Source organism: Ruegeria intermedia, from assembly GCF_900129345.1.
GTDB classification, from domain to species: Bacteria; Pseudomonadota; Alphaproteobacteria; order Rhodobacterales; family Rhodobacteraceae; genus Ruegeria; species Ruegeria intermedia.
On the sequence record NZ_FQVK01000028.1, the window covers coordinates 1 to 11,520 of the forward strand.

12 protein-coding genes are annotated in these 11,520 nt (G+C 66.3%); 7 read left to right on the forward strand and 5 right to left on the reverse strand.

The annotated features are described in order from the left end of the window. A partial coding sequence (locus tag F3H26_RS16530; RefSeq protein ID WP_149777095.1) for a transposase occupies positions 1 to 189 on the forward strand: 189 nt, incomplete at its 5' end. Here the strand turns inward: F3H26_RS16530 and F3H26_RS16535 are convergent. The 4 genes from F3H26_RS16535 to cobU all read right to left on the reverse strand — a co-directional run bounded on the left by F3H26_RS16535 (position 186) and on the right by cobU (position 3,798). Further along, the gene (locus F3H26_RS16535) at positions 186 to 1,700 is read right to left on the reverse strand and encodes a YifB family Mg chelatase-like AAA ATPase (RefSeq protein ID WP_149777096.1); all 1,515 of its coding nucleotides are present in this window, start codon (positions 1,698 to 1,700) and stop codon (positions 186 to 188) included. The genes F3H26_RS16530 and F3H26_RS16535 overlap by 4 nt on opposite strands. A gap of 64 nt (positions 1,701 to 1,764) precedes the next feature. Further along, a complete protein-coding gene (locus tag F3H26_RS16540; RefSeq protein ID WP_149777097.1) occupies positions 1,765 to 2,643 on the reverse strand; it encodes a glutathione S-transferase in 879 nt (292 codons plus the stop codon). Positions 2,644 to 2,701: 58 nt separating this feature from the next. Then, on the reverse strand, positions 2,702 to 3,280 hold the full coding sequence (locus F3H26_RS16545; RefSeq protein ID WP_149777098.1) for a histidine phosphatase family protein: 579 nt from the start codon (positions 3,278 to 3,280) through the stop codon (positions 2,702 to 2,704). Then, positions 3,277 to 3,798: a bifunctional adenosylcobinamide kinase/adenosylcobinamide-phosphate guanylyltransferase gene (gene cobU / locus F3H26_RS16550; RefSeq protein WP_149777099.1), complete on the reverse strand. Its 522-nt coding sequence runs from the start codon at positions 3,796 to 3,798 to the stop codon at positions 3,277 to 3,279. Before cobU ends, F3H26_RS16545 begins: the two co-directional genes overlap by 4 nt. A 101-nt stretch (positions 3,799 to 3,899) precedes the next feature. Here cobU and F3H26_RS16555 point away from each other — a divergent pair, with 101 nt between their 5' ends. The 6 genes from F3H26_RS16555 (at position 3,900) to F3H26_RS16580 (ending at position 10,505) form a co-directional block, all read left to right on the forward strand. Next, the gene (locus F3H26_RS16555; protein WP_149777100.1) at positions 3,900 to 4,778 is read left to right on the forward strand and encodes an RNA polymerase factor sigma-32; all 879 of its coding nucleotides are present in this window, start codon (positions 3,900 to 3,902) and stop codon (positions 4,776 to 4,778) included. Then, positions 4,775 to 5,599 (forward strand): ChaN family lipoprotein, encoded by an 825-nt coding sequence (locus tag F3H26_RS16560; protein WP_149777101.1) that lies wholly within the window; start codon positions 4,775 to 4,777, stop codon positions 5,597 to 5,599. The genes F3H26_RS16555 and F3H26_RS16560 overlap by 4 nt, the downstream gene beginning before the upstream one ends. A gap of 64 nt (positions 5,600 to 5,663) precedes the next feature. Further along, positions 5,664 to 6,860: a bifunctional phosphopantothenoylcysteine decarboxylase/phosphopantothenate--cysteine ligase CoaBC gene (gene coaBC, locus F3H26_RS16565; RefSeq protein WP_149777102.1), complete on the forward strand. Its 1,197-nt coding sequence runs from the start codon at positions 5,664 to 5,666 to the stop codon at positions 6,858 to 6,860. 45 nt (positions 6,861 to 6,905) lie between these two features. Then, positions 6,906 to 7,361, forward strand: a complete 456-nt coding sequence (gene dut / locus F3H26_RS16570) for a dUTP diphosphatase (protein ID WP_149777103.1) — start codon at positions 6,906 to 6,908, stop codon at positions 7,359 to 7,361. Beyond that, positions 7,361 to 8,407 (forward strand): HesA/MoeB/ThiF family protein, encoded by a 1,047-nt coding sequence (locus F3H26_RS16575; RefSeq protein ID WP_149777104.1) that lies wholly within the window; start codon positions 7,361 to 7,363, stop codon positions 8,405 to 8,407. Before dut ends, F3H26_RS16575 begins: the two co-directional genes overlap by 1 nt. Before the next feature lie 82 nt (positions 8,408 to 8,489). Further along, entirely contained in the window at positions 8,490 to 10,505 is a 2,016-nt protein-coding gene (locus F3H26_RS16580; protein WP_149777105.1) for a M3 family metallopeptidase, read from the forward strand. A gap of 87 nt (positions 10,506 to 10,592) precedes the next feature. On the opposite strand, the gene F3H26_RS16585 is transcribed toward F3H26_RS16580, so the two are convergent. Beyond that, positions 10,593 to 11,519 (reverse strand): 2-hydroxyacid dehydrogenase, encoded by a 927-nt coding sequence (locus F3H26_RS16585; protein WP_149777106.1) that lies wholly within the window; start codon positions 11,517 to 11,519, stop codon positions 10,593 to 10,595. Position 11,520 lies beyond the last annotated feature (1 nt).

Genomic DNA, 11,520 nt, shown 5'->3' on the forward strand with positions numbered 1-11,520 from the left:
CGCTCCGACCCGCCGCCGCTGGACCGGGAAACCTACAAGCGGCGCAACCGGATCGAACGGTTTTTCTCAAAGCTCAAGCACTACAGGGCCATCGCAACCAGATACGAGAAACATGACGCCAACTTCCTCGCCCTAGTCAAACTCGCCGCAACACGCATCTGGTTGCGCGTCTATGAGTCGTTGACCTAGGCCGCAACCCGCGCGCTGATCCTGTAGCTCAGCGCCTCGGCCACGTGGGGGCGGCGCACATCGGGCGCGCCCTCGAGATCGGCAATGGTGCGGGCCACGCGCAGAATGCGGTGGTAGGCCCGCGCCGACAGGCCGAACCGCTCGGCCGCCTTGACCAGCAGGTCCTTGCCCTCGGCATCTGGTGCGGCGACCTCTTCCAGCAGATTGCCCTCGATATCGGCGTTCTGGCGAATGCCGGGCGTGTCCTGAAAGCGCCGGGCCTGAACAACGCGCGCCTGTTGCACCCGCGCGGCGACGGTCACCGAGCTGTCGCCGGATGGCGGCAGGTCAAGGTCGGTAAAGCCCACGGGCGGCACTTCGATCCGCAGGTCGAACCGGTCCATCAGCGGCCCCGAGATGCGGCCCAGATAGTCCTCGCCGCAGACCGGCGCGCGCGAGCAGGCGCGCGACGGATCGCTGAGATATCCGCATTTGCAGGGGTTCGCCGCCGCCACAAGCATGAACCGGCAGGGGTATTTCACATGGGCGTTGGCGCGGGCGACCATGACTTCGCCGGTCTCGATGGGCTGGCGCAGGGTTTCCAGAACCGTTCGCGGAAACTCGGGGAATTCGTCCATGAACAGCACGCCGTTGTGGGCCAGGGAAATTTCGCCGGGTTTCGCGCCTTTTCCGCCGCCCACGATCGCCGCCATCGACGCCGTATGGTGCGGTTCGCGGAACGGACGGGTCCGGCTGATGCCGCCCTCGTCCAGCATGCCGCACAGCGATTGGATCATCGAGGTCTCGAGCGCCTCGGTTGGCGTCAGCGGCGGCAGGATGCCGGGCAAGCGGGCGGCCAGCATGGATTTGCCTGACCCCGGCGTGCCGATCATGATCATGTGGTGACGGCCGGCCGCTGCGATTTCCAGCGCGCGTTTTGCCCGTTCCTGCCCCTTGACGTCACGCAGATCGCGGGTCGAGGGTTCCAACCTGACCTCGCCGGGCTGGGCGACCGGCAGGGGCGACTGGCCGGTGAAATGGCGCACGACGTCGGCCAGGGACGCGGCCCCGATCACCTGGGTCGCGTCGACCCAGGCCGCCTCGGCGCCCGACGCGCGCGGACACAGCAGTGTGCGGCCCTCGGCCGCGGCGGTCATCGCGGCGGGCAGGGCGCCGGCCACGGGCACCAACGAGCCGTCCAGCGAAAGCTCGCCCAGAGCCATGGTGCTTTCGGCAGCGTCGGCGGGCAGGATGTCGATGGCACAGAGCAGGGCCAGCGCGATCGGCAGGTCGAAATGGCTGCCCTCCTTGGGCAGATCGGCGGGCGACAGGTTGATCGTGATGCGTTTGGATGGCAGCGCAATGGCCATCGCGCCAAGCGCACTGCGTACGCGTTCGCGGGCCTCGGACACGGCCTTGTCCGGCAGCCCGACGATCGAAAAGGCGGGCAGCCCGGGGGATACGGCGCATTGCACCTCGACCGGGCGGGCCTCGACCCCCTGAAAGGCAACGGTATGAGCGCGGGCGACCATGGCAATCCTGTTATTGGTTAACGGGACCTTGCTGCCATGGCTTCGGTTTAGGAATGGTTAACGGTCACACCGCTTGCCGGATCATTTGCGTGAATTTCGGCCACGCTCCGGGGTCGGCCAGGGTTTTGTCGCGGCAGAAGGTGTTGCAGAAGCCCCATCGATTTCCATCCAGCTCAAGAAATGCGGTCACCGGCTTGCCGGAATAGGGGCAGAGGTCATTGACCGAAGGCCCCGCCTCAACCGCGCGGGCCGTCGAGGCCCCGCCGATCGGCCAGGGCTCGGCGTTGAGCGGCTGGTCATAGGGGAACGGGTCGTAGTCGACAGTCAGCCCCATCGCGCGCCATTGCCGAACCGCCGGGTCTGACAACAATTCCATGCAGTAGTCGTGGCTCTGCACGGACACGGGCAGACCGTAGCCGATGATCCGGGCTGCGACCGGCGTATAGAACACATCGGCCAGCGAATAGCGGCCGAACAACGGGCCGGACGTCGTGCCCGAGATCTTGCGCGCATGCGCCCACAGGGTCTCGATCCGGGTCAGATCGGCGCGGGTTTCTCCAGACGGCTCGAACCCTTTCCAGCGGTGTTTGAGTTGCATGGGGCAGGCCGACCGCAGCGCGTGGAACCCGGCGACCATCTCGGCACACAGCCAACGGGCGGTTGCGCGAGCGGCGGCGTCTTGCGGCCAAAGCCCGGCATCGGGGTGGCGTTCGGCGAGCGTCTCGGCCATGGCGTGGCTTTCGCCGACCACCGTGCCGTCGGGCAGGCGCAGCGCAGGGACCAGACGGGCCGGGGCCAGCGGCTGCATGTCCCGGGCCATCGTGTCCGAATACAGGCCGATCATGTGGGTCGTGCAGGGCAGGCCAAATTTTTCCAGCATCAGCCAGCCGCGCATGGACCAGCTGGAAAACAGGCGGTCCCCGATGAAAAGGTCATATGTCATGGCTCAAGGATGGCCGAACGCCTGACATCGGTAAAACGCTGAATTGTGTGCCCCGTGTTCACGGAAGATGATTGATCCGGCCGGTCGACCAGGTTTTGCCGTCAAAGGCCAGCTCGGTCACCGACAGGTTGTCGATGCGATGGGCGAAGGTCTGTTGCGCGTTCAGGTCAAGGGCACGCTGTAGCTGGGTCAGGATCACGCCGAAATGGGCCACGATGATCAGATCAGCCCCGGTATACGTATCAATCAGCCCGTCGATGGCCGCGTCGACCCGCGCGCGGACCGCGTTCCAGCTTTCGCCGTTGGGCGGGCGTACGTCGCCGGGGCTGTCCCAATAGGCAAATGCCAGTTCGGGGTCTTCGGCCTCGATCTCGGCGAAGGCGCGCATCTCCCACGTGCCGAAATGGATCTCGCGCAGGTCGGGATGGTGCGGCAGGCGGCGGCGCGTGCCTTGAATGGCCGTGGCCGTATCCGCGGCGCGCGACAGGTCCGACGAAATGACCAGCGCATCCCGCGGCAGGTGGTCATGCAGGCGCGCGAGGGCCGCGTGGTCGCTCAGGTCGGCGGGAATATCGGACCAGCCCACCATCGTTTTGGCACGGGTCGGGCCGTGGCGGACAAGATGCAACCGGGTCACGGCAACTGGCCTTTCAAAACCTGCGGCAGTCCCGCGATGACCTGAACCACAAGGTCGGCTTGGGCGGCGAGAGCGATGTTCAGTCGCCCTTGCGCCTCGCGGAATTTGCGGGCCAGCGCATTGTCGGGAACGATACCGTGCCCAACCTCGTTCGAGACGATCACGATCTGCGCGGGGCAGGCCCGCAAAGCGGCCAGAAGGGCGGCCTGTTCCTGTTCAAGATCGCTGTCGGCCAGCAGGTGATTGCTGAGCCACATCGTGGCGCACTCGATCAGACAGACCTGATCCGGGCTCAGCCCCGCCAGCGCCGGGCGCAGGTCCACCGGGGCTTCGATCGTGTGCCAGCCGTCGCCTCTTTGATCCACATGGCGCCTGATTTTTAGGCGCATCTCATCATCAAACACTTGTGATGTTGCCAGGTAGATGCGGGTTTTTCCTGTTGAAACAACGAGTTGCTCGGCAAATGCAGATTTTCCCGATGCCGCGCCACCCAGCACAAAGGTTAAATCGGGATGCATTTTTGACTACCTTTACAGTGATCCACCCGGTGCGCCCTTGCGTATCGACCATACGTCGGCAAGGCAAGACCGGCGGCGCCTACGACAGATGGGAGAGCTGCATGGCACTGGATAACCCGAACGACTTCTCGATGTCCCGGCAGGCTATGAAAGCCGAATTGCTGGATGCGGAAACCGAATTGCGCCTGGCTTATGCCTGGCGCGACGAGCGCGACGAACAGGCCCTTCACCGGTTGATAACGGCCTATATGCGTCTGGCCATTTCAATGGCGGCGAAGTTCAAACGCTATGGCGCGCCGATGAATGATCTGATCCAAGAGGCCGGGCTTGGCTTGATGAAGGCCGCCGACAAGTTCGACCCGGATCGCGGGGTCCGATTTTCGACCTATGCTGTGTGGTGGATCAAGGCCAGCATTCAGGATTACGTGATGCGCAACTGGTCGATGGTGCGGACCGGTTCGACCTCGTCCCAGAAATCCCTGTTTTTCAACATGCGGCGCGTGCAGGCGCGGCTGGAGCGTGAAGCCGCGTCCGATGGTGTGGAACTGGACCGCCACCAGCTGCACCAGATGATCGCGGCCGAGATCGGTGTTCCGCTGCGAGATGTCGAAATGATGCATGGCCGGCTGGCCGGGTCCGATTTTTCTCTGAACGCCGTGCAGTCGGCCGACGAGGATGGTCGCGAATGGATCGACGCGCTGGAGGATGACAGCACGCAGGCCGCCGAACTGGTGGAACACGGACACGACATCCGCCAACTGCGGGAGTGGCTGATCACGGCGATGCAGGCGCTGAACGACAGGGAACGGTTCATCGTGCGCGAGCGAAAACTGCGCGACCCGGCGCGGACGCTGGAAAGCCTGGGCCAGGAACTGGGCCTGTCGAAAGAGCGCGTGCGCCAGCTCGAGGCGGCGGCTTTCGTGAAAATGCGCAAGAGCCTTGAAGGGCAATCGCGCGAGGTGCAACACTTCTTCGCATGAGATTTCTTGCGATTCTGACGGCGGCTGCCGTTTCCCTCACCGGTATGGCGCGCATGGCGGCGGCCGGTGAATACATTCCCGGCGACGTTCTGGCCCAGATGAAAGAGGCCGATGTGGTCATCCTGGGTGAGGTTCACGACAACCCGCGCCATCACCTGGTGCAGACCGAGGCGATCGCGGCGATCCAGCCGTCGGCCGTGGTTTGGGAAATGGTCACCGAAGAGGGCGCGCAGCGCCTGGCGCAGACGGCTGCGTCCAACCCCGAGGAACTGTCGCGCATCCTGCGCTGGGCCGAATCCGGCTGGCCACCGCTCAGCATGTATTATCCGGTTTTTCAGGCGTCGGACGCGCCGGTCTATGGGGCGATGGTGCCCCGTGCGGCGGCCCGGGCCGCGATGGAGCGCGGGGCCGCGACCGCGCTGGGCGCCGATGCGGCGCGATACGGCCTGACCGTGCCGCTGGCCCCCGAGGATCAGGCCGCGCGCGAGTCCGAGCAGCAGGCAGCCCACTGCAACGCCATGCCTGCCGAGATTTTGCCACAGCTGGTCGCCATCCAACGCCTGCGCGATGCGGTTCTGGCCCGCGCCATCCTGCGCGCGATGGATGAGACCGGCGGACCGGTGGCGGTGATCACGGGCAATGGTCATGCGCGCAAGGATCAGGGCATTCCGACCTTCCTGGCGCGCTTGCGACCGGGGCTGAAGCTGTTCGTGCTGGGGCAGGCCGAAGACGGTGCGCTGACCGGTCAATTCGATGCGGTGATCGACAGCCCCGCCGCCGAACGCGAGGACCCCTGCAAGGCGTTCGAGACTCAGGATTAACCGCTGGAACTTGGGCCATGCGTGGCATAGTGTCGGGTCCGACTGCGACCGGGAAAGGCTGAACATGCTGGCATCCAAACGGATTCTCCTGATCATCGGCGGAGGCATCGCGGCCTACAAGTCGCTCGACCTGATCCGCCGCCTGCGCGAGCGGGGCGCCTCGGTCACTCCGGTCCTGACCCGCGCGGCCGAGGAATTCGTGACCCCGCTTTCGGTGGCGGCTCTGGCCGGGGAAAAGGCCTATCGCGATCTGTTCGACCTGACGGATGAGGCCGAGATGGGGCACATCCAACTGTCGCGTTCGGCCGATCTGGTGGTGGTCGCGCCCGCGACGGCCGATCTGATGGGCAAGATGGCCGGGGGGCTGGCCAACGATCTGGCCTCGACCCTGTTGATGGCGACGGACACGCCGGTTCTGTGCGCGCCGGCGATGAACGTGCGGATGTGGACCCACTCGGCGACCCAACGCAACCACCGTCAGTTGATCGCCGACGGGGTTCGGTTCGTGGGGCCGAACGATGGCGACATGGCCTGCGGCGAATACGGGCCCGGGCGGATGTCCGAGCCGCTGGAGATCGTCGCGGCGGTCGAGGCGGCGCTGGCGGACGGTCCGTTGACGGGCAAGCGGATTCTGGTGACCTCGGGGCCGACGCACGAGCCGATCGACCCGGTGCGGTACATCGCCAACCGGTCCTCGGGCGCGCAGGGCACCGCGATTGCCCGGGCTCTGGCGGCGCTCGGGGCCGAGGTGGTCTTTGTCACCGGTCCCGCCGAGGTGCCGCCGCCTGACGGCGTGCAGGTGGTGCGTGTCGAGACCGCGCAGCAGATGTCGGATGCGGTGGATGCCGCCTTGCCGGTGGATGCGGGCGTGTTTGCGGCCGCGGTGGCCGACTGGCGCGTTGACAGGGCCTCGGATCGCAAGCTCAAGAAAAGCCGCGATGGCACGCCCGCGCTGGAGTTTGCCGAGAACCCGGACATTCTCAAGCGTGTGTCGCACATGGGAACCGGCCGGCCCGCCTTGGTCGTGGGTTTCGCCGCCGAGACTGACGACGTGATCGCCCATGCAACCGCCAAACGGGCGCGCAAGGGGTGTGACTGGATCGTGGCCAATGACGTCAGCCCGGCGACGGGGATCATGGGCGGGCCCGAGAACGCGGTTGTTCTGATCTCGGACGCAGGCGCCGAGGAATGGCCGCGCATGGGCAAGGACGCGGTGGCCGCGCAGTTGGCGGAACGGATTGCGGCGGCTTTGGCCGGGTGACCGGCCCGTTGCAGGTGCACGCAGTTGGAAAACGAGGGGGCAGCGATGGTGGCAATTCGGGTGATCCGGGAAGACGGGGCCGATCCGGCGGTTGCATTGCCGTCCTATGAAACGGCCGGCGCCGCCGGTGCGGACGTGCGGGCCAACCTGCCGGATCGGGGCCAAATCGTTCTGATGCCCGGAGAGCGCGCCCTGGTGCCGACCGGCCTGCGGATCGAGATACCGGATGGCTATGAGGTGCAGGTCCGCCCGCGTTCGGGGCTTGCGTTGAAACATGGGATCACGCTGCCCAACGCGCCGGGCACGATCGACAGCGACTATCGCGGCCCGCTGGGGGTGATCGTGTTGAACGCGGGGCAGGACCGGTTCGAGATCGCCCATGGCGACCGGATCGCGCAGCTGGTCGTCGCGCCGGTCGTGCAGGCCCGGTTCGAGCTGACCGGCCACCTGCGGCAGACGGAACGCGGAGCCGGTGGGTTCGGATCCACCGGGCGCAGCTGATGCTGTTGGTCCTGATCCTGGCGGTGGGGCTGTGGGGGCTGGGCTATCTGGCCGGCGCCTCCCGCACCGCGCGATGGGTCTCGGTTCTGGTTCTGATGGCGGGGGTCGTGCTGTCGCATCTGGTTCTGCCCGATGGCCACCCGGTCCGCCTGGCCACCGGCGGGTCGGCCGCGATGTGGTTGATTTTGGTGGGGGCGGCGGCTTTGGCGGCGGGGTATGGCGCTATCGTGAAAGCGTTGCACCGTCGTGCACATGCGGTGCAGGCCGAGCCTGCGCCCGCCCCGGCCGGGCAGTTCAGCCAGACCGAACTGGAACGCTATGCCCGCCACATCGTCCTGCGCGAGCTGGGCGGACCGGGCCAGAAACGCATGAAGACGGCGCGCGTGCTGGTGATCGGCGCCGGGGGGCTGGGCGCGCCGGCCTTGCAATATCTGGCCGCCGCGGGTGTCGGCACGATCGGGGTGATCGACGACGACGTGGTCGAAAACGCCAACCTGCAGCGGCAGGTGATCCATCGCGATCCCGACATAGGCATGCCCAAGGTGTTTTCCGCGCAGCAGGCGATGGTGGCGCAGAACCCCAACGTCATCGTGCGCCCCTATCACCGCCGCCTGACCGAGGAGATCGCCGCCGAGCTGTTTTCAGACTATGACCTGATCCTCGACGGCACCGACAATTTCGACACCCGGTACTTGGTCAACCGCACAGCCGTGGCGCTGGGCAAACCGCTGATCTCGGGCGCGCTGTCGCAGTGGGAGGGACAGCTGAGCGTGTTCGATCCGGCCAGCGGTGCGCCTTGTTACCAATGCATCTTCCCCGAGGCTCCGGCCCCGGGTCTCGCGCCATCCTGCGCCGAGGCCGGGGTGATCGGGCCGCTGCCCGGTGTGGTGGGCGCGATGATGGCGGTCGAGGCGATCAAGGTGATCACCGGTGCCGGGCAGGCCCTGCGCGGCGATATGCTGATCTATGACGCGCTATACGGCGAAAGCCGCAAGATCACCCTGTCACGGCGCGCCGATTGCCCCGTCTGCGGGCGATCGGGCTGAAAGCACCCGTTCCAGAAACCTGGCGTCCGCCTCTGGACGATCCTGGCCGCTATTCCTAGCTTGACGCTCGAAGGAGTATTCGATGAGCAACCCGATCCTGTCCGACTGGACGACCCCGTTTGAAATCGCGCCCTTTGCCGAGATCTCGGATGATGACTTCGCCCCCGCGCTCGAGCAGGCGCTGCAGGCGCATGCCGACCAGATCGCGGCGATTGCGGCCAACCCCGAACCGCCAAGCTTTGCCAACACGATCGAGGCGCTCGAGGCCGCCGGTGAAGGTCTGAGCAAGGTTCTGTCGGTTTTCTACACCGTGGCCGGTGCCGACAGCAATCCGGCGCGCGAGGCGCTGCAGCGCGACTTCTCGCCCAAGCTGGCGGCCCATTTCGCGGCGATCTCGTCGAACAAGGCCCTGTTCCGGCGGGTGGCGGACCTGTGGGCGCAGCGGGACGATCTGGGCTTGACCGAGGAACAGGCGCGGGTGCTGATGCTGACCCATCGCGGCTTTGTCCGCTCGGGGGCGGCCCTGCAGGGCGAGGCGGATGCCCGCATGCAGGAGATCAAGGCGCGTCTGGCCAGCCTTGGCACCGCCTTCACCCAGAACCTGCTGGCGGACGAGCGCACCTGGTTCATGCCGCTGTCCGAGGATGATCTGGACGGGCTGCCCGATTTCGTGATCGACGCCGCGCGGGCCGCGGGCCGGGAAAAGGGGGCGGATGGCCCTGTCGTGACCCTGTCGCGGTCGCTGATCGTGCCCTTCCTGCAATTCTCGCCCCGGCGTGACCTGCGCGAGAAGGCCTATCGCGCCTGGACGGCGCGTGGGGCGAATGGGGGCGAGACCGACAACCGCGACATCGCGGCCGAGATCCTGAAGCTGCGCGAGGAACGCGCCCGGCTGCTGGGCTATGAGAATTTTGCGGCCTTCAAGCTGGAGACCGAGATGGCCCGCACCCCCCAGCGTGTGCGCGATCTGCTGATGCAGGTCTGGACCCCGGCCAAGGCCCGCGCCGAGGCCGATGCTGCGGTACTGACGCAGATGATGCAGGCCGACGGCATCAATGGCCCGCTGGAGCCGTGGGACTGGCGCTACTATGCCGAGAAACGCCGCAAGGCCGAGCATGACCTGGATGAGGCGGCGCTGAAGCCCTATCTGCAACTGGACCGGATGATCGAGGCCGCGTTTTCTTGCGCCAACCGTCTGTTCGGGCTGGAGTTCGCGCCGCTGGATGTGCCGCTGTATCATCCCGATTGCCGGGCCTGGGAGGTCACCCGCGACGGCCAGCATGTGGCCGTGTTCATCGGCGACTATTTCGCGCGCGGCTCGAAACGGTCGGGCGCATGGTGCAGCGCGATGCGGGCGCAGGCCAAGTTTCCCAAGGTGCAGAGGCCGGTTGTCATCAACGTGTGCAATTTCGCCAAGGGTGACCCGGCGCTGCTGTCTTATGACGACGCGCGGACCCTGTTCCACGAATTCGGACACGCCCTGCATCAGATGCTGTCGAACGTGACCTATGAAAGCATTTCGGGCACCAGCGTCGCGCGGGATTTCGTCGAGCTGCCCAGCCAGCTGTACGAACATTGGCTGGAGGTGCCCGAGGTGCTGGCCGAGTTCGCGACCCATGCCGAAACCGGGGCGCCGATGCCGCCCGAGATGCTGGAAAAGGTTCTGGGTGCCGCCAATTTCGATCAGGGCTTCCAGACGGTGGAATATGTGGCCTCGGCGCTGGTCGATCTGGCCTTTCACGACGGTCCGGCCCCGGCCGATCCGATGGCGCGGCAGGTCGAGGTTCTGGCCGAGATCGGGATGCCGCACGCGATCGGGATGCGCCACGCGGCCCCGCATTTTGCGCATGTCTTTGCCGGGGACGGCTACAGCTCGGGCTACTACAGCTACATGTGGTCCGAGGTCATGGACGCGGATGCCTTTGCGGCCTTTGAAGAGGCCGGCGGTGCATTCGACCGCGAAAAGGCGCGGGCGCTGGAAGACCACATCCTGTCGACCGGCGGCTCGAAAGAGGCCGAAGACTTGTATCTGGCGTTCCGCGGTCGCTTGCCGGGCGTCGATGCCTTGCTGAAAGGGCGGGGGCTGATCGCGGTGTGACCGACCGGCTGCGCCCACCCGGCGCGGCCCATTGCGGGCCGGGCGACGGACCAGGTGAGACTGGCGTGCGGCGCTGTTTCGGCGCCGTCAGTAGCCCAGGTCGCGATCGACCAGATGCAAAAGCGGCTGACCGGCCTCGTTGCGCCGGATGTTGTCGCAGATGACCTGGGCTGCGGTCTCGGGCCGGGTTTCCGATGCGATATGGGGCGTGACCGTCACGTTCGGATGCGCCCAGTAAGGATGCTGGGGCGGCAGGGGTTCGGTGCGGAACACGTCGAGCGTGGCATGGGCGATCTGGCCCGTGTCCAGGGCTTGCAGCAGGGCATCGTCGTCGATCAGCCCCCCGCGCCCCGGATTGATGATCCGGGCGCCTTTGGGCAGCAAGGCCAGTGTCTCGGCGTTCAGGGTGTTTTCGGTCGCCGGGGTATCGGGCAGCAACAGAACCACGATGTCGGCCTGCGTCAGCGCGCGGCGCAAGCCGTCAGGCCCATGCAGGCTGCGGATGCCGGGGATTGTCTTGGCGGTGCGGCTCCAACCGATGACGTTGAACCCGAGGCTGCTCAGCACCCCGGCCGCCGCCTGCCCCAGCGCGCCCAGCCCCAGCACGCAGACCGTTCGCTGCGACGCCAGTGGCGGAGGGTCGGGCGCCCAGACACCGTCTTGCATCGTGATGTGGCGGTCCATGCCCAGATGGTAGCGCAGGACGTGGCCCACCACCCATTCGGTCATGCCCTGAGTCAGACCGTGATCGACCATCCGCGCCAGCGGAACGGTCAGGGTTTCGTTCCCGGCGATCTTCTCGACCCCCGCCCAGAGGCTGAGTACCGCCTTGAGCCGCGTGTACGGGGTGAAATCCTGCAGACCGCCATTGGGGGCATAGACGACATAGTCCACCCGTTCCGGCGGAAGATCGGTGGCGATGGTGACGTCCATCCCCGACAGCCCCTTGGTCAAAAGCGGTTCATAGATCGGCCACAGGGCAGGGCGGGCGGAGAACAGGACGTTGATCGACATC